Consider the following 26,241-nt stretch of genomic DNA (forward strand, 5'->3'; position numbering starts at 1 on the left):
AGGAGAAAACAAATGGCACAAACAAAAAAGCGACCGAGCAAGGCCGCACGCGCGGCACAGAAGATTTTGGAAGACTCGAAGCTTCTCGCGACCTCAAAATCGATCATCGATACAAAGGCGGATCAGGAATTCAAGCCGGCGGAATCGTCGGTCAAAACGAGCGGAGCGATCAAACCGCGTCCGAATAAGAAACGCGGATAGGATTCTGACGGCGTCTTCGCGACCAAATAGGGGCAATGCCTCGCGTGTTTCTTGAATCGCAACAACTTTTTTCGTAATCATACGTAATCAAAACATTATGAAAAAACTGATCGTACTTTTCGTCTTGATTGGAATCGGCGGACTTTCATTTGGCTACAAAGCCTTCGCCGATGAGAAGGAGAAGGTTCGCGTACCGCTGGAGAGTTACATCAAGGGCCACGCGACCGGAAACCCCGATTTCATCCGGGCTGCATTTCATAAGGACGCTCGCATCAACGCCTTTCGCGATGGAAAGCTGCTTAACTTGAGCGCCGAGGAATTCGCAGTTCGTTTCAATGGCAAGGCTGCTGATGACGAAGCGAAACGCAAGCGTTCGATCGATACGATCGAGATCAGCGGAAATTCTGCAATCGCGCGAATCACGCTCGATTATCCGGCTGTGAAATTTACCGATTATATGTCGTTGCTCAAGATCGACGGCGAATGGAAGATCATCAATAAAACGTTCTACGCCGAGCCGAAGGAAGCGGGCAAATAGTTCGGAATGAACAAACGCGAACTTCGGAAGAGTCGACTTTCGAATCTGAAAGCGCTGAACTCGTCCAAACGAAGCAATCTATCCCACCGGATCGCCGGACGTTTCTTCGGTCATTTTCAATTGGACGAGATCAGATACCTTCACCTGTTTTTGTCGATTGAGGCCAAAAACGAGGTTGACACGCGACCCTTGATAGCCAGAATCCGGCGTGAGCACCCACGCATCTCGATCGCCGTTCCGCGCGTCAACGGCGATCGCCTCGATACACTCCTTTACGATTCCGACAGTACGCTGCGGTTGAGCAATTGGAACGTTCCGGAACCAATCGACGATCGATTTGTCGATCCAAGATCGATCGACCTCGTCATCGTTCCGCTACTTGCTTTCGATCTTCGCGGACACCGCGTCGGTTACGGAAAGGGTTTCTATGATCGATTCCTGACAGCTTGCCGCGACGATTGTGTGAAGGTCGGCATCAGTTTTTTTCCACCTGTGGAAAACATCGATGATGTAACTGAAAACGACGTCAGGCTTGATTTCTGCCTGACGCCGTTCGAGCTATTCGAATTCTGACGATTACTTCTTTTCTTTCAGCAGATCGCGGATCTCCGCAAGGAGCGCTTCCTGCGGAGGTTTCGGTGTATCGGCCGCGAGTTTCGCAAAGTAACCCATCGCCCATTTGGCGAGCAGGAACATTACGAATCCGACGATCACGAAATTGAGAACATCGCTGATCAGTTGACCGTATCGAAGCAACGGTTCGCCCTTTTTGACGGCGGCGTCGATCTGCTCGGCGGTAGCTCCGGCCGCGAGCTTGCCGCTGAGGTCAATGAACTTCGTTTTCAAGTCCGTTCCGCCGAAGATCGCGCCGATGACGGGCATAATGATCCCTTCGGTGAATGTCGAGACGATCCTGCCGAACGCCACGCCCATAATGACCGCGATTGCCAGATCGAGAATGTTTCCCCGACCGAGAAAAGCCTTAAATTCCTTCCACATAATCATTTCCTCTCTTTTGATTTCTAATTACGGGGCATGCGAGAAACTTAGAACATCTCGGCCGCAAGGTCAACATCTAAGAGGTTTTGGATGGTCTGTTGGAAAAGTCGACCAAAAACAAAGAAGTTTTTTTCTTGATTTAAGGCCACGAATGGCGAAAATGCTGGCCCCGAAAAACCGCGAAACGACACGAAACAAAAACAGATCGAAGTTCGTGTGATTCGTGATATTCGCTGCTAAACCAACTTCCGAGCCTGTGACTGCACCGCCGTGATCGCAACGGCATCGACGATGTCTTCGGCTTTGCAGCCGCGGGAAAGGTCGTTGCACGGGCGGTCGAGGCCTTGGAGAATCGGGCCGATCGCCGTTCCGCCGGTCAGGCGTTCGGTGAGTTTGTAAGCGATGTTTCCGGAATTAAGGTCTGGAAAGATCAAGACGTTCGCGCGACCGGCGACGGCAGAGCCTTCGGCCTTCGATTCGGCGACCGACGGCACGAGTGCCGCGTCGGCCTGAAGTTCGCCGTCGATCACGAGTTCCGGCATCCGCGCTTTGATCGTCTTTACGGCTTCGAGTATCTTGTCGAGCGATTTATGCTTCGCGCTTCCCTTCGTCGAAAATGAAAGCATCGCAACGCGCGGTTCGACGCCGAGAAGCGCCCGGCACGAATCGGCGGAAGCGACCGCGATCTCGGCAAGTTCCGCTGCGTCCGGGTCGATGACGACGCCGCAGTCGGCGTAGATCATCGCGCCATCCGCACCGAATCTCTTGTCCGGAACGACCATCAAAAAGAACGAAGATACGGTCCGAAATCCAGCGCGGACGCCGATGCATCTGAGCGCGGACGCGACCGTCTGGGCCGTCGTGTTTGTCGCACCCGCGACCGAACCGTCTGCTTTGCCGAGCCGGACGAGCAGATTGCCGTAGTAAAGCGGATCCTTGACGGCGGTTTCAGCCTCCTCGAGCGTCACGCCCTTGGCGCGACGGATCTCGTGATAGAGGTGCGCGATCTTCACACGTTCGTGCGCCTTTCGATGATCGACGATCTCAACCCCGGCGAGATTCGATCCCGTTTCGGCCGCCGTTTCGCGGATCTTTTCTTCGCTTCCGATCAGCGTGATCTTCGCGATCCGTTCGCGAACGCAGATCTCGGCGGCTTTGATTGTTCGCGCGTCCTCGCCTTCCGGCAAGATGATATGCTGAATGTCGGAAGCGGCTTTTGCGCGGATCTTTTCGAGAATCATAATTGCTGAAAAGCCACGCTTCACACGGATCACACGATCGACGCTGTTCGTGTTGTTTCGTGCAACTGCGTGGCTTCGGAAAAAGTGTGGCGGAGAGGACAGGAGTCGAACCTGCATGCCCTCACGGGCGACGGTTTTCAAGACCGCTGCACTACCATTATGCGACCTCTCCAAGTAACCTGGTGGCCTTCAATTCCCAACACGTCCTGTACGTAATGAAGCGCATTGCAAATTCGGCACAGGACATTATATTCACTCAGATCTATTTTGTCATTCATTCTCGCCCGATACAGCTGGCGATTTTGTGTAGTCTTCAGCGCCTGACGCCCGCCGCCATTGATATGGTTTATTTCAAGAATCGGGAACTCGTCACAACCACAATTTACGCACACCGTGCCGCCCAAGCGCTCCATTGCCTTTTCGCGCACTTTTCGATGTTGTTCACGCCATTTTCTACGCTCGTGCTCGATATCGTAGTTTGCACTATTTTTTCTCCGTCTACGCCAAGCTCTCATATATTGGCGCATGAACTCCCGTTGTTTCTCTTTTGGATCATTACGATGACCTTCCTTTTCCTTTTCATCGTTCATTTCTTGAGGCCCCCAGAATGTGATTTAGCGAAGCTTGTGAGTCAATTGGTCGAAACTTCGTTGGATTTAGATTTTAACGCGAACTTCTGGCGAAATGAACATGACGTGACAAATGGACGAAAAAAATCCGCGAGCGAAGTGAAACGGCTTCGCCCGCGGAAAGCATTGAGGAGGTCGGAATTCCTATTCGACTTTAGCCTGGCCCGTGGCCAACAAACGATTGACCTGAGAACTAACCGCGTTGGTCTTGTCCCAACCGCTCGCTTTCAGCTCGATCTCGCCGGTTTGATTGATGACAAAGTACGCCGGGAAGCCCATATTCAAGTTCCCCGCGCGATCGCGGTCGGCATATTTCAGGAGCACGCCGAAACTTCCCGGCATAAGATTGAAATTGAAGGGGCGATTTTTGACAAAACTCTCGACGAGCGTCGGATTGTCGGTCGTCAACCCAAGAAAGACAACGTCCTTTTCCTTGTAGTTTGCGGCGATCTGATTGAGTTTCGGAATCTCCGAAACGCAGATCGCGCATTTCGTCGACCAGAAAGTCATCACCACGACTTTGCCTCGCAGCGCTTCAAGTTCTACCGTCTGCCCGTCCAGGGTTGCGCCGCTGAAGTTCTCCGCCAACGGTTTGTTCTGCTGTGCAAAGATCCCCGCCGCCGCGGCCAGGATCAGACAAGAAACTTGTAAACTTCGGGTGAATTTCATTGCGACTATCGTGTTTGATATATGTTGAACATTGTTCAACTCTATTATTTATAAACTTCTAATCAAACACGATTCCTGAAAACGGGAAATAATCTTCATCCGTCGTTTATGTTAAGATTTGCCTATGTTGCTTGAATCGCTCGAAGCGCAGAACTTCCGCAACCTCAACGGGCGGATCGAATGCGGGAAGGGACTTAACATCATCTTCGGCGAAAACGGTCAAGGCAAAACGAACTGGCTCGAGGCTATTTACTTGCTGGCAACGGCCAAATCGTTCAGAACTCAAAAACTTACGGAATCGATCTGCTTCGGCGAAGAACTCGCCATCGTTCGGGGGGTCGTCAAGAAGAGTGCCGAAATCCGCCACAATTTGCAAGTCGCGCTTCAGGGAAACGCAAAGATCCTCTCCGTTAACGGCAAGAAAGAGACGATCCAACGCTATCTCGGCGAATTGCACGCAGTCGTCTTCAACTCCGACGAACTCGAGATCGTCCGCGGAACGCCCGAGGCACGCCGCAAGTTTCTGGACGGCGGAATCGTCTCGATCTTCCCGCCGTTCGTCCAGACCCTGACCGATTACAACCGCGTCATTCGCCAGAAGAACTCGCTGCTTCAAACCGCTCAGGACCGAGGCTACCCAGTTGAGAAGACCGGCGAGCTTCTCGAACCGTGGAACGAGCAGCTCGTCGCCCTCGCGACCCGCATCCACAAGGCGCGCGTGCGGTTTGTCGAACGGCTCAACGCCGTGCTCGAGAAAAAGCTGTTCGGCCGCGAGGAGATCTCGATCCGTTACGCATCGTCGCTTGAAGGCAAAGGCGATCTCAGCGATTACGCCGCGCTCATCGATGAACGCCTGAAACTCCGCGTTCAGGCCGAACTCGCGAGCGGCCACGCTCTCGTCGGCACCCACCGCGACGATCTTGAGGTCACGTTCGACGGACTCGATCTTCGGAAATTCGGTTCGAGCGGCCAGCAGCGAAGCGCGCTTTTGATCCTGCTTATCGCCACCGTTTCGGTTTATTTCGAACAAAATCAGGAATATCCGTTGTTCCTGCTCGACGATATCGACGCCGAACTCGACTATGGCCGGATCGGTCAATTGCTCGAATTCCTGAACGACAAAACACAGACTTTCGTGACGACGTCCAAAGACAGTTTTGTCGATCGATTCGGCGCGGGTTCGAAGGTTTTTCAAGTATCAGGAGGCGTTGCCAAGGATTTCCAAAGATGAATCTTTTCGAAATGTCGACAGCGGAACTTATCGAAAGCGCGCGATCGGAAGAAGATTTTGACGTTCGCTGGTCATACGTTGCACAACTTCATAACCGAGGAAATAGTGAGGTTTTCGACGCGGCGCGACGACTTATCGAAAGCTTCGATCCAAACGCGATCGAGTTGGCGGCGGACATTCTGGGACAACTTGGAGGTGAAGAAAAGCCGTATTGTGCTGAATCGGTTCAATTGTTGATCAAGGTCCTGGATTCGACATTAAGGGTCGCGCAGGCGGAGGATGAAATACTGGCCATGTCGGCAGCCCTAAATGCGTTAGGCCGAATGAATACGGCTGAATCGCGAGAGAAAGTCCTCGAATTCGTTAAACACCCAAGTGAAATCGTTCGCTTTAACGTAACCCATGGGCTTCTCTGCATTGACGATGACGAAGAAATCAAAGCACTTATAGAATTATCAGCTGATCCTGACGTCGACGTCCGAAATTGGGCGACGTTCGGCCTCGGTTCGATGACCGCGTTGGACAGTTCAGCGATTCGTGACGCTCTCTTTGCACGAATCAGTGAGCTTGGGAGCGAGACGCACGATGAAACTCGCGGCGAAGCGCTCGTCGGCCTTGCGCTCCGCCGCGACCCACGGGTCCTCGAGCCCCTCATCGAAGAATTACGAAGCGGCGAGGTCGGTACTCTAGCGATTGAAGCTGCGGCGGAACTTGGGGATCCGCGAATATGTGCGCCGTTGCGTTCGATCGAAACATGGTGGGACATAGATCGAGAATTGCTGCATACTGCCTTGGAGAATTGTTGTTCCCTGTCGTCGGAATGCGATTGATCGATTGCCCGCCTTTCTAGCTCGATCGGTGGTAAAATCAGAACTATGTTCCGGTTGAGAATTTTCGCATTTTGCATAATCCTGATGGGCTTGTTCTTCATTTCGGCTTCGGGTCAAGATGAAGTGCGGGGCGCCTTTCCGGAACGTCGGAAAGGCGGATCAAACCCGGAAGTGACGGTTGAGGTCTTTATCGATCTTCAGTGTCCGTCGTGCGCAACGTTTTTCACTTCGGAGTTGCTAACCGGAATTGAGCGGAGATTCGGTCAGCGAGTTGCCGTAATCTACCGAAATTGGCCATTGATGCAAATTCACCGAGATGCATTTCTTGCGGCCTGTGCCGTCGAGGCAGCTGGGCTCCAAGGAAAGTTCTGGGAGATGATTCAAGTTTTGCTTGGTCGCCAATCGGAATGGGTGCGGAGACGGAACTTAAGAAAAAGGGATGTTTTACCGATGTCAATGCTGGACCCGAAGCCAGAGTACAATGCGATGGTAGTCGAGAGATTTGTACTATATGCAAAGGACCTCGGGCTGGATGCGGATATGTTCCGGGACGATCTCAAAGGAAATTTCGTCAAGAACCGAGTAACCGCTGATGTTAGACGCGCGACCGAGCTCAGAATCTATTCGACGCCCACGGTGATAGTTAACGGAGAGATTCTGAGTTTTGAAGATCATCAGAATCTACCGGATTTCATCGAAAGGAAGTTGAAGAAACAAAGATAGCACCCGCGTACGACTTCGTGCCAATTTCAAAAAACCCCAAGCGGCTCGTAGCTCAGTTCGAAAGCGATCGCATCGGTCAATTGCTCGAATTCCTGAACGACAAAACGCAGACTTTCGTGACCACTTCCAAGGACAGTTTTATCGATCGGTTCGGCTCCGGCGCGAGCATTTTTGAGATCGAGAACGGGACCCCGAAAACTCGCTGACGATCAGATATTTATTGCCTTTTCCCGTTTTTTTTATTGACTCAAAAATGGTAAAATACCGTTTTTCGTTACTCAACCTTAATACTGACCAAGAGGTACAAACTTGACTACACCAAAATCAGAATACGGAGCTGATTCAATCACAGTTTTAGAAGGCCGCGACGCCGTCCGAAAGCGTCCGGCGATGTACATCGGCTCGACCAGCGAGATCGGGCTCCATCACCTTGTTTACGAGGTCGTCGATAACTCGGTCGACGAAGCGCTTGCCGGATATTGCGATACGATCGACGTTACCATTCACATCGACAATTCGATCACGGTCATCGATAACGGCCGCGGAATTCCGACGGACATTCACACGCAGGAAGGCCGGTCGGCGGCGGAGGTCGTCCTGACGATTCTTCACGCCGGAGGAAAGTTCGACTCAAACTCGTACAAAGTCTCCGGCGGACTTCACGGCGTCGGCGTCAGCTGCGTCAACTTTCTTTCCGAATGGCTGAAGCTCGAGATCTGGCGCGACGGCAAGACTCACGAGCAGGAATACAAGGTCGGAATTCCCGTGGCGCCGCTCGCAGAAACCGGAAAAACGTCGCGCCGGGGCACGAAGATCACGTTCCGACCCGACGGCGATATTTTCGAGACCACCGAATACAGCTTCGACAAGCTCTCCGAGCGCCTTCGCGAAAAGGCGTTCCTGAACAAGGGCATCCGCATCCACATCAAAGACGAGCGCGAAGTCCCAGAGAAGACCCACGAATTCTATTACAAGGGCGGAATCGCCGAATTCGTGAAGCATTTGAACAAGAACAAATCGCCGCTCCACGATGAACCGCTTTATTTTGAAATGATCTCGGACGAATTGTCGGTCGAGGTCTCGATGCAATACAACGACAGCTACGACGAAAAGATCTTCTCGTTCGCGAACAACATCAACACGGTCGACGGCGGAACGCATCTTTCCGGATTCCGCGGCGCGATCACTCGAACCATCAACGCCTACGCCGAGAGTTCGGGCCTGCTCAAGAATTCGAAAACAACGCTTTCCGGAGACGATGTCCGCGAAGGACTGGTCGCGGTGATCTCGGTCAAGATCCCGCAGCCGCAGTTCGAAGGACAGACGAAAGGCAAGCTCAACTCGCCGGTAAAAGGGCCGGTCGAGTCGTTCCTCAATGAAAAGCTCGGCGAGTTCTTCGAACAGAATCCGGTCGTTGCCAAAAAGATCGTCGGCAAAGCCGTCGATGCCGCCCGCGCCCGCGAAGCCGCGCGCAAGGCCCGCGAGATCGTCCGCAAATCCGCGCTCGGCACCTCGACGCTTCCCGGAAAACTCGCCGATTGTCAGGAAAAGGATCCTGCGCTTTCAGAGATTTACCTCGTCGAAGGCGACAGTGCCGGCGGTTGTTTTTCCGGCGACACGAAAGTGGCGCTTGTTGACGGGCGAAGGCTCAGTTTCCTCGAGTTGATCGAGGAACAAGAGTCGGGCAAACAGAACTACTGCTACACAATTCGCTCGAACGGAACCGTCGGCGTCGAAACTATCACGAATGTTAGACGAACGAAACAAAACGCCGAAGTTGTTAAGGTCACGCTTGATAACGGGGAGGAATTGATTTGTACGCCGGATCACAAATTCATGTTGCGCGATGGTACGTACAAGGAAGCATTAGAGTTATCGCCGGACGATTCACTTATGCCGCTTTATCGGCGTTTATCTGACACTAGTGAGAAGGGGATAACAATCAACGGATACGAAATGGTTTGGGATCCTCGGTCGAATTCGTGGTTTTTCACCCATCTGCTGTCTGATTGGTACAACAGATGGAAGGGCGTCTATCGAAAATCCGACGGCGAACATTGTCATCATGTCGATTTCAACAAATCAAATAACAACCCGAATAACTTGATTCGTTTATCAAAAGACGACCACCTTGAACTGCATCGGCGAAACGTTAAGGTAACGCTCCACCGTCCGGAAGTCATCGAGAAGTGCCGCGAACTGAAAACAACGCCTGGTTTTCGTTTGAAAATGAGTGAGCGGATGAAACAACCGGAAACCCGGGAAGTTTTGGCGAGACAGGCGCGAGAACAGTGGGCGGATGAATCATACAAACAATTCATGGCGGATAAATGGCGAGAGTTTTATTTGTCCGATGGAGAGTATCGGAAAGCGAACGCTGAACAGCTGAATCGCGCCCAGAAGGAGTATTGGTCAACGAAAGCAAATCGTGAAGCGCAGTCGACCAGAACCCGTGAGTTTTTCGAATTGAATCCTGAGCGAAAACAATGGCTGTCTGAACTTGCAAATGAGCAATGGAAAGATGAAAGCTTGCGCGATTGGAGAAGAGCCGAAACCTCTAAACAATGGACCGGAGAATTTCGGCAACGCAGAAAGGAAGCGCTCAACAGAACTTATTTCAACAAAACGATTGCTTTACTGAAACAGGTTGAAATTGACGCTGGAGTACTTGATGTAGCTGAATTTCAAAATCGCCGTCTTGCAATTCGAGACAAGTCAGTGTTGCGATTCGACAAGTTCTGTCAGCGATATTTTGACGGAGATGTCGCTCGCGCTCTGGAAGCTGTTTCCAATTACAATCATCGTGTTCTGAAGGTCGAGAAATTGAACGAAACGATTGACGTCTACGACCTCGAGGTGCCTATAACTCACAATTTTGCCCTTGCATCCGGTGTTTTCGTTCATAATTCGGCCAAACAAGGCCGCGACCGCAAAAACCAGGCCGTTTTGCCGCTCAAGGGAAAGATCCTGAACGTCGAAAAGGCGCGTTTCGACAAGATGCTCGGGCACGGAGAAATCAAGGCGCTGATCACGGCGCTCGGCACAGGAATCGGCAAAGAAGATTTCGATGTCGGAAAGCTTCGTTATCATAAAATTTGCTTGATGAGTGTTGCTTCGGACGAGCCGACAATCGTTCTGAACGAACGCGGCGAGACCGAATTCGTGAGGATCGGCGAATTTATCGACCGGTGCATCGATGGTACGCGCGACGCGGAAAACTATCAGGTTGCGGCGTTCGATCTTGAGACGAAAGATCTGGCGTTCCGTCCGCTAAAAGCTGTGATCCGCCACAAGCTCGACGAAGATCTCATCAAGATTCGAACCCGGTACAACCGAAGTGTGAAAGTTACGCGCGGACATAGTGTCTTTGTTTATGAAAACGGAGAAACAGTATTGAAGGCCGGCAACAAGATCGAGGTTGGTGATTACGTCGTCGCCACCAAGAAATTGCCGCGGCCGGTTTTCGAAGTGAATGAGATCGATTTGGTCGATCTGTTTTATGCATCGGGTCAAACCCAAAATCTGTATCTTGAAGGCGAATCAGTCCGCGATGTCGCCAAGAATCGGGTTTTGTCAAACGTTTTAAGGCCGGAACTCTGGAGCGAGCCGAGAATCGAACTCAGCGCGAACGAGTGGACCCGATTGTCACAGAGGCGTCAGGCGCTCGGCATATCGCAAAAACAGGTTGCGGAAATGACGGGAGTCAAACAGCCGATCACGATTTCGCATTGGGAACGCGCCATTAATCGCCCGATCCAGAGCCACTTCGAAAATTATCTCGAGGCGATCCGGTGGACCGACAAACTCGAATTTGACGTAGTTCCTTCGAGGTTGGAGTCATTTGCCGGCCACACGACCGTAACGAAGAACGCCAAGTGGCGCAAGATCAGCGATTACAAGTGCTTCAGCGAGTTTTCGAAAAATGAGATCAGGCAGTTGGACGACCACGTCAGGATTGTTCCCAAGGCCCACTCGAACAAGTCCTTCGGTCGATTTTTGCCGGTTACCAAGGAGTTTGCCTGGTTTCTCGGATGGTTCATCGCCGAAGGGACTCTGAGCAAGAATCAGGTAAGCCTCAATATCGGCTCTAAAGATCTAGCTTTTGTTGACGAGCTAACCGAATCGATCAGAGCCGTTTTTGGAGAAACTCCGCGTCTTTTCCAAAAAGGACACTCCATCAAGTTGTACTTTCAAAGCGTTCTCGCTTCGAAACTCCTCAAATCGCTGGGCGTTGCGGCGCGCGCTCACAAAAAACGTTTGCCCGACCTTGCCTTCAACCTATCCGAGGAATTGCAGCTTGTCTTGCTCGAGGGGTATTTTTTGGGCGACGGGACACTCTCCGGGAACCGCGTTTCAATGACTACGAACTCTGCGGACTTAAAGGACGGAATTCTGTACCTCCTAGGTCAGCTTGGACTATTCGGTTCGGTTAGTGATCTGCCCGCCGGTTCCAATGATTTTATCCAAACGAAACACGATTACTTCACGATCAACATCGGAGGAAAGTCTCAGCTCGAGAAATCCCGGGCAGTCTGGAAGCGACACGCCAACGCCGCGCGAGCCGACAGCCATATCGCAAAGCCGGCGCGAAAATCCTCCGATTTGATCGAAATCAGTGAGGACTTGATCGCCTTGAGAGTGCTGGAGACAAAGTCAGTTCCCAACGATGGCGAATATGTTTACGACTTTTCGGTTCGGGATGATGAGAACTTCGTGGCCGGCGTCGGCGGCTTGCTTTGTCACAACACTGACGCTGACGTTGACGGGTCGCATATCAGAACGCTTTTGCTCACGTTTTTCTACCGGCAAATGCCGGAACTCGTCGAAAAAGGACATATCTACATCGCCCAGCCGCCGTTGTACAAGGTCAAGAAAGGCAAGAAGGAAGAGTACATCAAGGACGAACCGCAGATGTTCCGGTATTTGATGCGAGTGGCGACCACCGACGTCCAGATCTCCGCCAACGGCAGGCCCGTCGAGGGGCGTGAACTCTCTAAGGCGCTCGAACAAACCGTCGAATTTCAAAACTATTCGGGCCGTTTCGTTCGCCGAATCGGCAACGATATGAAGCTCCTGAACGCGATTCTCGATGCTTTCGCCGGCCGTGACGGGATTTTGCTCCGCCAGAACATACGCCTGCGGAAGATTTTTCAGTCGGAAGAATTGATCGCTGAGATCGAAGGCAAGATCGCCGCCGCCGGGTATCGCACGGAACTGCTTTCGGACGAGGAACACGGGCTCGGGGAAATTCAAGTGACGATGCCGAACGGCACGAAGGTTGTCTTTGACTGGAACCTTGCGAGTTATGTCGAATTCCAAAAATCGATCGAATTCAAACGCGCGCTTGAACTGAACTTCTGCGGACCGTTCGTGCTCGGCGAAAACGGCAAGTCGGAGACGATCGAAACCCGCGAAGAATTGCTGGAAAAGGTTATGGCGCTCGCGAAAAAGGACCTTAACATCCAGCGCTACAAAGGTTTGGGCGAAATGAACCCGGAACAGCTTTGGGAAACGACGATGGATCCCGAAAAACGAACGTTGCTTCAGGTCCGTATCGAGGACGCGATCGAAACCGATGAGATCTTTACGATCCTGATGGGCGATCAGGTCGAGCCGCGCCGGCGTTTCATCGAACAGAACGCGCTCGATGTGAAAAACCTCGATGTTTAGGATTTCGACCTTCCGAATTATTGGGCTATCTGAGAACGCGCGGTTCAAGATAGCCCTTCCCTTTTTCAATTCCGTTGTCGTTAGCATCGGAACTCTATGTTAAGCTACCGACGTTTGGTTCTGCATTCCAGGTCAAATTCTTCAGGAGAAACGATTGAAAATGAGAATACTTCGGATACCTATGCCGTTTCAGATCTTGCTGATGCTTTCGGTGCTGACCTTCGGAGGCGCCTACTTGTTGCTTGGCCAGCAAGCTCCGTCAGAGGAGTCTGATTGGCCCTGGAAGGTCGTTACCGAGAGCAAGGTCTTCCTGAACGGCGCGCCTGTCGGAAAACTGAGCAACCTGTTGCCCCTGACAAAGAAGATCGGCGCTGTAGTCGGTCAAGGCCGGCGAATCGGCAAGTTCGATCAGTACGAATACCCGCAAGTATTGATCGTCGCCGATCCGGATACCTCTATCGCCCGAATCGCACAATTGGCCGATTCAATAGTTGAGGCGACAGGCGAACCGATTCTCGTCAAGAGATCATCGTTGGACAATCCATCGACCGGTCCGAAACCGAACCCTCTTGCGTTGGTCGTGACGACCGAAAACATTGACGCAAACAAAGCCAAGCGATTGGGGAATTTGCCGGATTCGGAACTCGGTTCGGTCGGCCATCGTGTCAATATCTTTCGCAAAAACAGTCCAGAAGAGCTGCGTCTCGCTCGAACCTACGAGTCCAGCATCGAGATCGGCAGTGATGGAAAGTACTTTCTGAATGAGCCGACAGCTAAACTCGAAGTCCGGTCGTCGACCAACGTCGGTTCAAGACTACTCACCAATACCGTTCAAATGCCGCCGGTCGCACCGCTGAAACAGCGAATTCTGCCTCGTGCTGAACTGCCGTCTGCCATCGCCAAACTGGTCAGCACTGCCAATTCGGAAAGTCAGGAGATCTTCATCATTGCCAGCGAGAAGGCAAGATACGACAGCCTCCTGCAGATTCTGGAAGGAATCGATACCGAGGCGAGGATCGTCGTTATGGTCCGCCTGATCGAAGCAAAGTGACGCGCCGAAAGCGCCTGGTTTTTCGCCATCCGACTTGCCGGAGGCCGTCTGAATTTGATCTTCAAACGGCCTTTCTTAATGGGGCTCTGCCGCAAAGTAAGGTAAATAGATCAGCATCGCCTGCCAGGCGCGTTTTTCAAACTCCCGATTCTCGAATTTCTGGAATCTTGGATTTCTCGGAATCCCAAATGACAAATCCGAAATCCCAAATAGTGATCGCTTTCAACGGCTGACCGCCGCCAACGCCCATCCAATCGCTTGATAAAGCACTTTCAACGTGTAATTATTTTTCCAAATCGAATTCCACAATTCGCATCTTACAAACTTATGTCAGCCGTAATTGAAGCACTACGACCGTTGGAAGAATATCTTGTGATGAACGACTTCGAGCTGGACGAACGAATCATCGCGGCGAAGCGCGAACTCGGTTCACGGGTCGTCATTCTCGGTCATCACTATCAGCGCGACGACGTCGTTCGATACGCCGATCTGACTGGCGATTCTTACCAATTGTCCGTAATGGCATCAAAAACTGACGCCGAATTCATCGTCTTCTGCGGCGTCCATTTTATGGCCGAATCGGCCGATATTCTCGGAAAGCCGGCGCAGCGCGTGATCCTGCCCGACCTCGGCGCGGGATGTTCGATGGCCGATATGGCGACGATCGATCAGGTCGAAGACGCTTGGGAACAACTCCGCGAGATCGGCGTTTTGAATTCGAAGGTCGCGCCGATCACATATATGAACTCGTCGGCCGCGATCAAGGCGTTTTGTGGACGCAACGAAGGCGTCGTCTGCACATCGTCGAACGCCGTTCCGCTTTTCGACATCTATCTGAAGGAATTCGACAAAATGTTCTTCTTCCCGGATCAGCATCTCGGACGGAACACCGGCAAGAAATTCGGAATCCCGCTCGACAAGATGGCGCTATGGGACCCGCATAAGGAACTCGGCGGCAACACCGAGGAGCAACTCCGCGAGGCGAAGCTCATCCTCTGGCGCGGACACTGTTCCGTACACGGAAGATTCAAGCCTTGGCACGTTGATCAGATTCGCGCCGAGGTTCCGGGCGTCAAGGTTCTCGTCCATCCGGAATGCGTGCACGAAGTAGTCGACAAAAGCGATCTAAACGGATCGACTTCGTACATCATCAAAACGGTCGAGGAATCACCCGCAGGTTCGAAATGGGCGATCGGAACGGAAGTCAATCTCGTTAGCCGGCTTGCGGACCGATTCCCCGACAAAGAGGTCCATCTGCTCGCGCCGGACCTCTGTATGTGCGCTACGATGTATCGGATCTCGCCGCAAAGCCTCGCGTGGTCGCTCGAGAATCTGATCGGCGGAAACGTCGTCAACGAGATCGTCGTCGATGACGAAACAAAACATTTCGCGAACATCGCGCTGGAGCGGATGATCGAGATGACGGAACGACGGTGAGAAGTGAGAAGTGAGAAGTGAGAACTGAGATGTGAAAAGTGAGAAGTGAGAACTGAGATGTGAGAAGTGAGATGTGAGAACTGGGAACTGAGATGTGAGAAGTCAGAACTGAGATGTGAGGACTGAAAAGGTAATTGTTGACCGCGGACTGCAGAACGTCGATCTCGGAAATGGACGGCTTACGGCTCACGGCTCACTGCTTACCGCTCACTGCTCACCGCTCACCGCTCACCGCTCACCGCTCACCGCTCACCGCTCACTGCTCACCGCTCACTGCTCACTGCTTACCGCTCACCGCTCACCGCTCACTGCTCACTGCTCACTTTAGACAATGGCTGAAATTAAAGACAAACTTCCCGAAAACGCGCGTGGAGCCTTTTACGTCGACTCGCAGTGTATCGATTGCGATGTCTGTCGCGACACCTCGCCGAAGAACTTCGCTCGCAATGACGAGAACGGCTATTCGTTCGTCATCAAACAGCCCGGGACAAAAGAAGAGATCGAACTCTGCGAAGAAGCCCGCGACGCCTGCCCCGTCGAAGCTATCGGCGATGACGGAAGTTGAAATAAGGATCGCGACTCGGAACCGATAGCGGTAGCGACCGAGAAATCACGGCGCGTTCAAGTTCCGAATACGCGTCCATTTTGCGAAGAACATGTTCATAAACAGCCAGCCCGGATGAACCGCCGGCGAAGTCCGCGATTCGATTCCCCGTCCGGGTGTTCCTGTCGCGACCCGCCGTTTTTCAAACCCGTGGAACACCGAAGTTTCTGCTTGCTTTATGCGCGAAACTCAAACAAAATAGCCCTATGAACGAAACCGATTCCGAACCAAAATCGCGCGTTCGCTGCAGCGAGATTATGACGAAAAGCGTTTCGACAGTGACGCCTGAAATGTCGCTTTACGAAGTCGCGAAACGTATGAAAGATGGTGATATCGGCGTCTTGCCGGTGATCGAGGGCGAAACCGGAAAACTGGTCGGTATCATTACCGACCGCGACATCGTCGTGCGTGTCGTCGCCGAGGGAAAACTGGTTCGCGAGACGCTTGTCGGCGAAGTTATGTCGCGCGATGTGTACACCGCCAAACCGGATGATTACGCCTTCGAAGCGATTCGCACGATGGGCGAAAAGCAGGTCCGTCGCATACCGATCGTCGATGACGCACGGATCTTGCACGGAATCGTCTCGATCGCTGACATTGCACTCGAGATGGAAGACGAAATCGAGATCGCCGAAACCCTTGAAGAAATCTCGAGCGGCAAAGCGTTTTGGAGCAAATGAACCGATTTTGGACTTCGGATTTCGGATTTCGGATTGCCAATCGTCCGAAACAAGAATCCTGGCTCGGCGGACAGAAGCCGCGGAAATTCCGAAATCACAAATCCCCATTCCCGAATCGAAATGGCTAAATCGATAAATCGATACTTTCAGTTTCTCGGCTCATCGAAAGAGGTCCGGACTTCCGGGCGGCTCTGGTATCCGGCTGCGGATGTTTATCAAACTCCGGACGGCTGGCTCGTTAAGGTCGAACTCGCCGGGGTTTCCGCGGAGGATCTTGAGATCGAGATCGAAGGCAACACACTCTACATCGCCGGCACGCGTCGCGACACATTTTGCGGCAAAGGCATCCATTACCAGCAAATGGAGATCACCTACAGCCGATTCGAAAAAAACCTCAATTTCCCCGCTTCGATCGAAGGCGCGAAGATCGAACACAACTTCGAGAACGGGCTTCTGATGATCTATTTGAAGAAGAAGTAAGGAGACATCGAATGCCTGAATTATTGGAAACAACTCATAGTTCGGTTACCCGGGGAATCGTTCGTCCGCCTGAAGACGTTTATTATCCTGACCAACGAGAAGACGATATGGGCGAAACAAGTGCTCACTATTTGTTGATTGCCGAACTGATGCAGATGCTCCGGATGCACCTCAAATCGCGTTCCGACGTTTTCCTCACGGCAAATATGAATGTTTATTTTGTCGAGGGTGACCCGCACAAGTGGGTCGCTCCCGATATCTTAATCGCGTTCGGAGTTCCGAATCGAGACCGCAATGTTTACAAATGTTGGGCCGAAGGCGTTTTTCCGCAGGTGGTCATTGAGGTCGCTTCCGAACGTACGTGGAAGTCCGATTTGAACGATAAACTCAAGTTGTACGAGAAATTAGGCGTTGAAGAGTATTACGTTTTGGATGGCGAATCAGGCAGACACACGGGCGTTCCAATTACCTTCTTGCGTCGGAAGGAAGAATTGCTGACCCCGATGGACGCATCCGATGGAACCGCGTTTTCTGATCTGCTGGGGCTTCGCATAGTCTTTTCCGAAGGACGATTTCGTTTGTTTGAGCCTGAATCGAATTGCTTTTTACGTACGCTTGATGACGCGGAGGCCGAACTCGACCGTCTCAAAAAGGAGATTGAAGAACTAAGATCGCGGAAGTAAATTGTATGGACCCGGAAAATCAAAACACGCAGCCACTTGGCGAACCGGCGAAACCGCAGCGATTCGAGATCCCGATCTTGCCGCTGCAGAATACGACCCTTTTTCCCGATACCGTTGTGCCGCTCGCGGTCGGCCGCGAACGCTCGACAAAGGCGGTCGAAGCATCTCTCGGCACCGAAGAAAAGTTGATCGCGTGCGTCACCGTCCGCGTCCCCGATGTCCAGGGCAGCGATGCGAAGCCGGCCGATCTTTACACGGTCGGCACGATCGTCAACATTAAGCGGATGATGCGCACCGACGATGTTTTGCAGTTGATAGTGCAGGGCGTCGAGCGCTTCAAGATCCTTAATTGGGTTCACGAAGAACCGTTTCTGCGGGCGCAGGTCGAGGTCCTGGAGGATCTTAAGATCGTCGATGACGAGTCGATCGAGGCTTTGAAACGAAATATTCAGGGAATGATCCAAGAGGCGCTGGCGATGCTCCCGAACGTTCCGCCGGAAGTCCGAATGGCCGTGATGTCGCAGACCAATCCGGTCCAGCTCGCCTATTTCCTCGCTTCGGTTCTCGACCTCGGGGTCGAAACCGAGCAGAAGATGATCGAGGCGAGCACGACCGACGAACTTCTCACGTTGACGCACGCGGCGCTCGCGCGCGAACTCGAGATAATGCAGATCCGATCGAAGATCGCAAACGAAGCGCAGGGTGAAATGGACAAAGCGCAACGAGATTATGTTCTGCGTCAGCAGCTGAAAGCCATCCAAAAAGAACTCGGTGACGATGAAACCGGCGAAAAAGCCGAAGCCGCTCAACTCCGCGAACGGCTCGAGACGGCCGATCTGCCCGACGAGATCCGGAAAGAGGCCGAGCGTGAACTGCGCCGAATGGAACAACTCCCGCAGGCCGCACCGGACTACCACGTCATCCGAACCTATCTCGAGTACATACTCGAACTTCCGTGGAAGAAATCGAGCGAGGAAAAACTCGACCTCAACGAGGCGAAGAAGATACTCGACGAAGATCACTACGGACTCGAAGACATCAAGGAACGCATTCTCGAATCGCTCGCCGTCGTCAAACTCCGGCCCGATTCGAAAAGTCCGATCATCCTCTTCGTCGGTCCGCCGGGAGTCGGAAAAACGAGTCTCGGCCGGTCGATCGCCCGCGCGATGGGCCGCGAGTTCGACCGCATATCGCTCGGCGGCGTGCGCGATGAATCGGAGCTTCGCGGACATCGGCGGACGTATGTCGGCTCGATGCCGGGACGCATCATACAGACGCTGCGGCGCGTCGGCGTCAACAATCCGGTGCTGATGCTCGACGAGATCGACAAGATGGGGAACGATTTTCGCGGCGATCCGGCGTCGGCGCTGCTCGAGATCCTCGATCCGGCGCAGAATCACACTTTCCGTGATCACTATTTGGATCTTCCGTTCGATCTTTCGAAGGTCTTCTTTATCGCGACCGCGAACCAACTTGCGCCGATTCCGATGCCGCTTCGGGACCGGATGGAGATCATCGGTCTTTCCGGATATTCAGACGCCGAGAAGCTGAATATCGCGAAGCAGTATCTCATCCCGCGGCAGGTTACCGAAAACGGGCTGACTCCCGAGCAGATCGAGATTTCCGACGATGCCGTCAACTTGATAACGATGCGCTACACGCGCGAAGCGGGCGTCCGACAGTTGGAGCGAACCGTCGGGAATCTGTCACGCAAGGTGGCGTTGAAGGTCGCTCAAGGGCATCTCGGTAAGGTTCTGATCACGGCCAACGAGGTCAAGGGCTATCTCGGCGCGCCGCGGTTCTACCCTGAAGAAGCGCGCAAGGATCTGTCGCCGGGAGTGGCGACCGGAATGGCCTGGACCGAAATGGGCGGCGAGGTACTGTTTATCGAAGCGACCGCGCTGCCGGGCGGCGGCGGGCTGACACTGACAGGGCAGCTCGGTGAAGTTATGAAGGAATCGGCGATGGCCGCGCGTTCGTATCTTTGGTCGCACGCCGCCGAACTCGGGATCGATCCGGCAAAGCTCAAAGAAGGCGGCTTGCATATCCACGTTCCGGCCGGTGCCATCCCGAAAGACGGTCCGAGTGCGGGTGTCACGATGGCCGCCGCGATGGCTTCGCTCTACACCGGACGAAAGGTCCGAAGCGACACGGCGATGACCGGCGAGATCACGCTCTCGGGACTCGTTTTTCCGGTCGGCGGGATAAAGGAAAAAGTGCTCGCCGCGCACCGCGCCGGGATCCGAAGGATCATCCTTCCGGCCCGCAACGAAGCCGACACCGAAGAGATCCCCGAAGACGTCAGGAAGGAACTCGAGATCATACCGGCCGTTAAGATCGGAGATGTGCTCCAGGCCGCCCTTGAACCGGTGCCGGAGGATCAGCATAACTGATCTTCGCGCCGGCTGTGTCAGCGGCGTGGTGAATTTAAGCCGTGCTTCGAAAAGGGCCGCGCGTCGCGTCAGCATTCCACCGAGCGAATTCCTCTTCATTGTTCAAGGAGCTTATCGAATCGAAACCGTCATCGTAAAACCGATCGCTTGGTTCGTCGGGTTGGAAAGCCCGAACTCATTGTCGCCCGAATAGGTTTCAAAGCTCGAACTCCCGGATTCGCCTTTTGGAGCTTCTTCGCTGAAGATCTTCAGATTTCGGTTGTTTACCGAAACACGCGCCGTTTGTCCGCTACGGGCGCCAACGACGAACGTTCGGTTAGACCTCGCCGGAATCGTGCCGGAAATGGTCGCCGAACTGCGGCCTTTCGCAAATCGAATACGAGTTTGCGCAAAAAGCTCAACACTCGTCATCAATGAAATCGTCGTCAGTAAGACAAAATGAACAAGAAGTTTCCTTAACATATGTTTTTCTCCTTAATGGCGGCGAAATGCCGCTTAATCAACTTTCCGCAAACTCAAATTCGAGACGTTTTCACATCCTTCCTGGAATAAACCTCGGCTGGAACGGAACGTGCCGCGGGCGACTGGCGATTCGGTCTTCATACTGTTTCAACAACCTTTCGCCTTCCTTTTTTATGTTTCTGTCGAGCCACATTTTGTACAGAAATGCCATAACGGCCAGTCCGACGACAGCCAATAATACAGGCACCGCAACGCTGATCACCTCGCAGATCGCGGCGACGGACATTCCGCCTGCGGCAACCGCGCGAGCGGCGTTGAGAATCGGCGTCACCTCAGAAATAAGGGCCGGTGAAGCACCCGCCGCCGCTAACGAACTCGCCACCTGAGAGGGGTTCAGGCTCTGGAGAATCGGAACGATATTCTCTTGGATCAGTGCCTCGGCCCGTTGAAGGAAAACCTGACCTTGCTGCAACAAACCTTCATTCACGTTGCCTTTCCCGTCCTGACTTCGATACGCCATTTCGAGAAAACGTCCGGCCTGTCTCTGCAATCCTTCAATTTGTCGGATAACTTCCGTCAATTCAAATACTTCTTCCATTTTCATTACCTCGTTCTGCGATTGATGCTTGTAACTTCCAATGAGATAAGCGTAGAAAATTGAAAAACTCAGCCAAAATAATCCCGCCCCAGGAAAGGCCGTTGATCGCGGCGAAGGGCAAGCGCGTAATCGAGTTTTCACGAAAGTTGCTGCGACCCAAAGTCATAAGCACGTGAGTCCTTTTTGAATCAGGTTGATTTCAGGTCTTTTTGCGACGTACTCGGAAGCAATGGAAAGAGGCCGTCGAAATTGCTTCAAAAAGAGCCGCATCGTCGGTCGAATGTTCGCCGGATGATGCTTATCGTTCGTTTTTTTGTCAGTTCTGAAAAAAATGTTCTTTTTGCAGTGTTTTCGTTGGAAAATTGATGTGATTTCGGTGTACGCTATTAAGTTAATGTTTGGGTCGAAAGTCTTCTCTTTATCATTAGTTCCCCTGGTTTTTTAGAGAGTGAACTCTTCATTTTCAAACGCGCATTTGGGTCACAATTTTTTGGAATTCGTAGTAAAAAATGGCATTTAAATCACTATTCAGTTTATTTTCAAGCGATCTCGCGATCGATCTCGGAACCGCGAATACGCTCGTCTATGCGAAGGGGCGCGGGATCGTCGTTTCGGAACCCTCGATAGTCGCGATCAATAAAGTCACTAACCAGGTAGAAGCGGTCGGCCGCGATGCGAAGGAGATGCTCGGCCGCACACCCGGAAACATCGTCGCGATCCGTCCGATGAAAGACGGCGTGATCGCCAACTTCGAGGTCACGGAGAAGATGCTCCAGCATTTCATCCGCAAGGCCCATAACGGCAAATCGTGGGTCCGCCCCCGCGTCGTCATCGGCATTCCGTCAGAGATCACGCAGGTCGAACGCCGAGCCGTCGAAGATTCGGCCTATCGCGCCAAGGCCTCTGAAGTCTATCTCGTCGAAGAAGCGATGGCCGCCGCGATCGGCGCCGGGCTTCCGATCACCGAACCGCACGGCAATATGGTCGTCGATATCGGCGGTGGAACGACCGATATTGCCGTCATTTCGCTCTCGGGAATCGTTTACTCGCGCGCCGTTCGCATCGCCGGGAACGAAATGGACGAGGCGATCACGCAGTATATCAAGCGCAAATACAATCTGCTGATCGGCGAACGCACCTCCGAAGCGATCAAGATCGCGCTCGGCAGCGCGTTCCCCCTCGACGAACCGCTCTCGATGGAAGTTCGCGGCCGTAATTTGATCGAGGGAATCCCCAAAACCATCACCATCACCGACGAAGAGATCCGCGAGGCGCTCTCGGATGCGGTCTCGACGATCATCAACGCCGTGCGCGTCGCGCTCGAGCGTACGCCGCCGGAACTTTCGGCGGACATTGTCGAACGCGGCATCGTCCTGACGGGCGGCGGCGCGCTGCTCAAGAATCTCGACAAACGACTGATGATCGAGACCGGACTCCCGGTCGTCCTTGCGGACGATCCGCTTTCGTCCGTCGTGCTCGGAACCGGCAAGATGTTATCGGATTTCGAACTCCTGAAACGCGTCAAATGGGACAATTCATTGATGACGGGAAGCTAAAAGAGAAAGCAGTTAGCCGTGAGCGGTGAGCAGTGAAGTGCGAGCCGCGAACTGCTCGCTGCAAACTGCCGACCGATTACTGCTAGCTGCGAACTGATCAATGGTTGAGCGAAGTCAAAAGGAAGTTTGGAGACTGACGCCATGGCTGATGATTGCCCTTTTGTTGGGCAATTTCGTGCTTATGGCGTACGACGCGCGGACATCGTCGGACGAGCGTGTGATCCGGGTCTGGATGCTCGCCATCGCCAATTTTGTACAGTCTCCGGTGACCACCGTTTCGGCTTCGGTCACAAACTACTTCCAATCGATCTCGACCCTGCGTTCGGCCCAGACCGAAAATGACACGCTCAAACAGCGCGTTCAGGAACTTGAGGTCCAGGTTCAGAGAAGCGAGGAACTATCGAAAGAAAACGATCGCCTCAAGGGCCTTCTCGACCTGAAGTCCGAATCCAAGTACAAGATCCTTCCGGCGCAGATCATCGGCCGCGATCCCTCGGCCTGGTTCGACCATTCGGTGATCAACCGCGGCAGCCTCGATGGCGTCAAGCTGAATATGCCGATCGTCAACAACGGTGGTTTGATCGGGCGCGTCGTCGCGGTCAGTCCGTTGACCGCGCGGATCAACCTTGTAACCAAAGACAAGTCGGGTCTCGGCGGCGTCATCGGCGAACTCGGAACGTCGAACGCGATCGGCGTCGTCAGCGGCAACGGCCAGCGTGAACTTCTTGAAATGGGTTATGTTCCGGGAACGATCGAGGTGCAGGTCGGCGAGATCGTTTACACGACAGGTCAGGACGGGATCTATCCGCCCGGTTTGAAGCTGGGCGAAGTCGTTGAAGTGCGTCCCGGTTCGGCCACCGTGCCGCAACAGATCTTTATCCGGCCCTCGGCGAGGTTGTACTCGATGGAAGAGGTCGCGGTTCTGCTTTATGAACCGCCGCAAAGGCCCGAATACGAAAAGACGCTGCCGAACGCGGCCGCCGAGGACAAGAAAAGGAAACCGTAAGCGTTCAGAATAATGGAGCAAGTTAAGATAATCATCGCCTTGATAATCGCCATTGCCCTGCAATGGACGCTTCGGAACGTCGCCGAACCGCTTACCTTCATCGACTTTCCGCTGATCATCGTGGTCTATGCAGCGCTTCAGCGAAACGCGTTCAATGCGCTGATCTTCGGAGCGCTTTCGGGCATCGCCGTCGATGCTCTCAGCGGCGGACTTCTGGGTGCCAACGGCTTCTCGAAAACCCTTGTCGCATATGTCGTCTCCGAGCTCGCCCGGCGCGTCTATCTGGACAACCTTTTGCTTCAGATTCCCGTCATAGCCGGTGCTTGTTTGCTTGACGACCTGGTCTATTATGGGCTCCACCGTGTGCTGGGTCAGGAGCCGACCGCGCCGGTAACTGTAACGATCGTTAATACGCTGATCGGAACGACGATCGCGGGAACGTTCGTGTATCTGTTGATGCGCGGTCTTTCGACCGATAAGATCCGGCGGCAAAAGCGCGAGTTGTTTGCTCCGCGCCGCCAGACCCGGCGCCGAAACCCAATCCGGCTCGGAAGAAGATGATATTGATTTCGGATTGGTGATTCCGGATTTCGGATTTTCAGTACCGAGATCGTCAATCACAAATCCAAAATCCCAAATCGAGATGAAGATCTACGATCACACGCAAAACTTAAGCATCAGAGTCGGCACGATCCAGATCATTGCGTTCGTGCTGCTGACGATACTCGGCGCGCGGCTTTATTACCTTCAGGTCGTGAAGGGCGAGTATTACGATGAAAAGGCCGAGAACCAGCGCATACGCCTGATTCCGATACCGGCACCGCGCGGGGCGATCTTCGACCGCAACGGCAAGATCCTTGTCGATTCGCGTCCGACCTATAACGTCACTCTCTCGAACGAACCGATCAAGAAGATCGACGTGACCGATCGCATCGACGATTATGCGCGCGGGCTGAACGTCGATCGGCAATACGTTGTCGAGCGTCTCAATTTGATCAAGAAACAAAACGACTTCGAGACGATGGTTCTCAAGGAAAATGCGACCATCGCGGACATAACCTGGGTCGAGGCGCACTCGCTCGAGTACCCGGAACTTCGCATCGAACTGCAGCCGCAACGCGTTTATCCGCTCAAGGAGACTCTCTCGCACGTGCTCGGATACGTCGGTGAGATCAGTCCGAAGCAGCTTGAAAAACCCGAATATCGCGAGAAGGGTTTCCGGCCCGGCACGATCATCGGCAAAGGCGGACTCGAACAGTATTACGACGATTTTCTGCGTGGAAAAGACGGTTATCGAAAAGTAATCGTCGATAGCCGCGGTCGCGTCCAGTCTGAGATCGAGACGATCCCGCCGCAGGCCGGACAGGATCTTATCACCACCATCGATCTCGATCTCCAGATTACGGCGGAGGAGAAACTGGCAGCGACGCCGACGAAACGTGGGACCATCATCGCTCTCGACCCGAACAACGGCGAACTCTTCGCGATGGCTTCGCTGCCGGCGTTCGATCCAAATGTTTTCGTTCAGGGCAGCGCGACGCCTGAGGGCCGAAAACAGATCGCCGCGTACTGGCAGGATGAAAAGCGGCCTCTTTACAATCGCGCGATCCAGGGCCGCTATCCGGCTGGATCAACCTGGAAGATCCCCGAATCGGTCGCCGGACTGCAGCAAGGCGCGATCACCGTCGCACATTCGAACTTGGTGTGCGGCGGCGGCATCACCATCGGAAACAAGTTCACCCGTTGTATGGGAAGCCACGGTTCGCCGCCTCTTGCCTTTGCGATCACCAAATCCTGTGACGGCTATTACTATCGGCTCGGTCTGAAATTGGGGATCGAGGGACTGATCAAAATGGTCGAGACTTTTGATTACGACAAGCGTTCAGGAGTTGATCTGCCGAACGAGAAGATCAGTCAGACGCCCAAGAGCTGGCGGGCGGCGATCGAGAAACGCGAGGGAAAATGGAGCGATATTCGAACGGTTTACGCCTCGATCGGACAGGACACCGTGGTCGTTACCCCGATCTCTATGCTGCGTGCGATCTCAAGCATCGGCGTCCAGGGGCGAATGTATGAACCGCACTTCCTGAAGGAGTTCAAGCCGATCGGCGCGATCGGCAACGAGGACGAACGCGGCTACATTCCGGAACGCCCCGGATTCGGCTTTCAGCATCCTGATCCGAAGTTGATTGAAATGACGAAGGAGCAGGAAGATCTCGTGGTCAAGGGTATGTGGGGCGTAGTCAACGGCGGCGGTACGGCAGCGGCGATCCGTATTCCGGGTTTCGAGATCGCCGGCAAGACCGGGACGGCGCAGGTCGCGTCGCTCGGCAAGGACGTCGGAGGAAACAAGGACCACGCGTGGTTTATTAGTTTCGCACCGGCTTACAAGCCGGAGATCGCCGTTTTGGCGCTGATCGAGAACGTCGGTTTCGGCGGAAGTTTCGCGGCACCGGCGGCGAAAGGGATTTACGAATCGTATCTTGCTAAGCGCGGCGGTGCGACGCCGACGCCGGAGGATGTGAAGAAGTAGCTTCGGGGTTTCGCCTATTCGGCAATT

Annotated in this window: 24 protein-coding genes, 1 tRNA gene and 2 pseudogenes; 20 read left to right on the forward strand and 7 right to left on the reverse strand. The window is 53.4% G+C overall.

What is annotated here, in order from left to right; translation table 11 throughout:
* Positions 1 to 12 precede the first annotated feature (12 nt).
* From IPN69_24875 to IPN69_24885, 3 genes are all read left to right on the forward strand, one after another.
* Positions 13 to 201 carry a hypothetical protein gene (locus IPN69_24875; GenBank protein ID MBK8813946.1) on the forward strand — a complete coding sequence of 63 codons (189 nt, stop codon included), beginning with the start codon at positions 13 to 15 and terminating at the stop codon, positions 199 to 201.
* 97 nt (positions 202 to 298) lie between these two features.
* Complete coding sequence (locus IPN69_24880) at positions 299 to 739, forward strand: nuclear transport factor 2 family protein (GenBank protein MBK8813947.1); 441 nt, start codon at positions 299 to 301, stop codon at positions 737 to 739.
* A gap of 6 nt (positions 740 to 745) precedes the next feature.
* Positions 746 to 1,312, forward strand: coding sequence for a 5-formyltetrahydrofolate cyclo-ligase (locus tag IPN69_24885; GenBank protein ID MBK8813948.1), 567 nt, complete (start codon positions 746 to 748; stop codon positions 1,310 to 1,312).
* Positions 1,313 to 1,315: 3 nt separating this feature from the next.
* On the opposite strand, the gene mscL is transcribed toward IPN69_24885, so the two are convergent.
* The 5 genes from mscL to IPN69_24910 all read right to left on the reverse strand — a co-directional run bounded on the left by mscL (position 1,316) and on the right by IPN69_24910 (position 4,277).
* Positions 1,316 to 1,738 (reverse strand): large conductance mechanosensitive channel protein MscL, encoded by a 423-nt coding sequence (gene mscL / locus IPN69_24890; protein ID MBK8813949.1) that lies wholly within the window; start codon positions 1,736 to 1,738, stop codon positions 1,316 to 1,318.
* Positions 1,739 to 1,974: 236 nt separating this feature from the next.
* Positions 1,975 to 2,982, reverse strand: a complete 1,008-nt coding sequence (pta, locus tag IPN69_24895) for a phosphate acetyltransferase (protein ID MBK8813950.1) — start codon at positions 2,980 to 2,982, stop codon at positions 1,975 to 1,977.
* A gap of 84 nt (positions 2,983 to 3,066) precedes the next feature.
* Positions 3,067 to 3,151 (reverse strand) — tRNA-Ser (locus IPN69_24900).
* Positions 3,117 to 3,569 carry a hypothetical protein gene (locus IPN69_24905; GenBank protein MBK8813951.1) on the reverse strand — a complete coding sequence of 151 codons (453 nt, stop codon included), beginning with the start codon at positions 3,567 to 3,569 and terminating at the stop codon, positions 3,117 to 3,119. The genes IPN69_24900 and IPN69_24905 overlap by 35 nt, the downstream gene beginning before the upstream one ends.
* A 183-nt stretch (positions 3,570 to 3,752) precedes the next feature.
* Complete coding sequence (locus tag IPN69_24910) at positions 3,753 to 4,277, reverse strand: TlpA family protein disulfide reductase (GenBank protein MBK8813952.1); 525 nt, start codon at positions 4,275 to 4,277, stop codon at positions 3,753 to 3,755.
* A 124-nt stretch (positions 4,278 to 4,401) separates the two neighbouring features.
* On the opposite strand from IPN69_24910, the gene recF reads away from it, so the two are divergent.
* The 13 genes and pseudogenes from recF to lon all read left to right on the forward strand — a co-directional run bounded on the left by recF (position 4,402) and on the right by lon (position 20,059).
* Positions 4,402 to 5,508, forward strand: a complete 1,107-nt coding sequence (recF, locus tag IPN69_24915; GenBank protein MBK8813953.1) for a DNA replication and repair protein RecF — start codon at positions 4,402 to 4,404, stop codon at positions 5,506 to 5,508.
* Positions 5,505 to 6,338 carry a HEAT repeat domain-containing protein gene (locus tag IPN69_24920; protein MBK8813954.1) on the forward strand — a complete coding sequence of 278 codons (834 nt, stop codon included), beginning with the start codon at positions 5,505 to 5,507 and terminating at the stop codon, positions 6,336 to 6,338. The genes recF and IPN69_24920 overlap by 4 nt, the downstream gene beginning before the upstream one ends.
* 171 nt (positions 6,339 to 6,509) lie before the next feature.
* On the forward strand, positions 6,510 to 7,061 hold the full coding sequence (locus tag IPN69_24925; protein MBK8813955.1) for a thioredoxin domain-containing protein: 552 nt from the start codon (positions 6,510 to 6,512) through the stop codon (positions 7,059 to 7,061).
* Between the two features lie 390 nt (positions 7,062 to 7,451).
* Positions 7,452 to 8,663, forward strand: a pseudogene (locus IPN69_24930) (DNA gyrase subunit B).
* A 234-nt stretch (positions 8,664 to 8,897) separates the two neighbouring features.
* Positions 8,898 to 11,810 (forward strand): annotated as a pseudogene (locus IPN69_24935) (helix-turn-helix domain-containing protein).
* Positions 11,811 to 11,870: 60 nt separating this feature from the next.
* Positions 11,871 to 12,731 carry a hypothetical protein gene (locus IPN69_24940; GenBank protein ID MBK8813956.1) on the forward strand — a complete coding sequence of 287 codons (861 nt, stop codon included), beginning with the start codon at positions 11,871 to 11,873 and terminating at the stop codon, positions 12,729 to 12,731.
* A gap of 160 nt (positions 12,732 to 12,891) precedes the next feature.
* Positions 12,892 to 13,782, forward strand: a complete 891-nt coding sequence (locus tag IPN69_24945; GenBank protein ID MBK8813957.1) for a hypothetical protein — start codon at positions 12,892 to 12,894, stop codon at positions 13,780 to 13,782.
* A gap of 327 nt (positions 13,783 to 14,109) precedes the next feature.
* Positions 14,110 to 15,219, forward strand: a complete 1,110-nt coding sequence (gene nadA, locus IPN69_24950; GenBank protein ID MBK8813958.1) for a quinolinate synthase NadA — start codon at positions 14,110 to 14,112, stop codon at positions 15,217 to 15,219.
* A 331-nt stretch (positions 15,220 to 15,550) separates the two neighbouring features.
* On the forward strand, positions 15,551 to 15,784 hold the full coding sequence (locus IPN69_24955; protein MBK8813959.1) for a ferredoxin: 234 nt from the start codon (positions 15,551 to 15,553) through the stop codon (positions 15,782 to 15,784).
* Between the two features lie 245 nt (positions 15,785 to 16,029).
* Entirely contained in the window at positions 16,030 to 16,503 is a 474-nt protein-coding gene (locus IPN69_24960) for a CBS domain-containing protein (GenBank protein MBK8813960.1), read from the forward strand.
* A gap of 120 nt (positions 16,504 to 16,623) precedes the next feature.
* The gene (locus IPN69_24965) at positions 16,624 to 16,983 is read left to right on the forward strand and encodes an Hsp20/alpha crystallin family protein (protein ID MBK8813961.1); all 360 of its coding nucleotides are present in this window, start codon (positions 16,624 to 16,626) and stop codon (positions 16,981 to 16,983) included.
* Between the two features lie 11 nt (positions 16,984 to 16,994).
* Entirely contained in the window at positions 16,995 to 17,666 is a 672-nt protein-coding gene (locus IPN69_24970; GenBank protein ID MBK8813962.1) for a Uma2 family endonuclease, read from the forward strand.
* Positions 17,667 to 17,671: 5 nt separating this feature from the next.
* The gene (gene lon, locus IPN69_24975; protein ID MBK8813963.1) at positions 17,672 to 20,059 is read left to right on the forward strand and encodes an endopeptidase La; all 2,388 of its coding nucleotides are present in this window, start codon (positions 17,672 to 17,674) and stop codon (positions 20,057 to 20,059) included.
* A gap of 111 nt (positions 20,060 to 20,170) precedes the next feature.
* On the opposite strand, the gene IPN69_24980 is transcribed toward lon, so the two are convergent.
* Positions 20,171 to 20,521, reverse strand: coding sequence for a hypothetical protein (locus IPN69_24980; GenBank protein MBK8813964.1), 351 nt, complete (start codon positions 20,519 to 20,521; stop codon positions 20,171 to 20,173).
* Between the two features lie 70 nt (positions 20,522 to 20,591).
* On the reverse strand, positions 20,592 to 21,119 hold the full coding sequence (locus IPN69_24985; GenBank protein ID MBK8813965.1) for a hypothetical protein: 528 nt from the start codon (positions 21,117 to 21,119) through the stop codon (positions 20,592 to 20,594).
* 509 nt (positions 21,120 to 21,628) lie between these two features.
* Here IPN69_24985 and IPN69_24990 point away from each other — a divergent pair.
* The 4 genes from IPN69_24990 to mrdA all read left to right on the forward strand — a co-directional run bounded on the left by IPN69_24990 (position 21,629) and on the right by mrdA (position 26,214).
* Complete coding sequence (locus tag IPN69_24990; protein MBK8813966.1) at positions 21,629 to 22,675, forward strand: rod shape-determining protein; 1,047 nt, start codon at positions 21,629 to 21,631, stop codon at positions 22,673 to 22,675.
* Positions 22,676 to 22,823: 148 nt separating this feature from the next.
* A complete protein-coding gene (mreC, locus tag IPN69_24995) occupies positions 22,824 to 23,681 on the forward strand; it encodes a rod shape-determining protein MreC (GenBank protein MBK8813967.1) in 858 nt (285 codons plus the stop codon).
* A gap of 12 nt (positions 23,682 to 23,693) precedes the next feature.
* Complete coding sequence (gene mreD / locus IPN69_25000) at positions 23,694 to 24,242, forward strand: rod shape-determining protein MreD (protein MBK8813968.1); 549 nt, start codon at positions 23,694 to 23,696, stop codon at positions 24,240 to 24,242.
* A gap of 82 nt (positions 24,243 to 24,324) precedes the next feature.
* Entirely contained in the window at positions 24,325 to 26,214 is a 1,890-nt protein-coding gene (gene mrdA / locus IPN69_25005; GenBank protein ID MBK8813969.1) for a penicillin-binding protein 2, read from the forward strand.
* Positions 26,215 to 26,241 lie beyond the last annotated feature (27 nt).

The organism is Acidobacteriota bacterium (genome assembly GCA_016715115.1).
Classification (GTDB): domain Bacteria; phylum Acidobacteriota; class Blastocatellia; order Pyrinomonadales; family Pyrinomonadaceae; genus JAFDVJ01.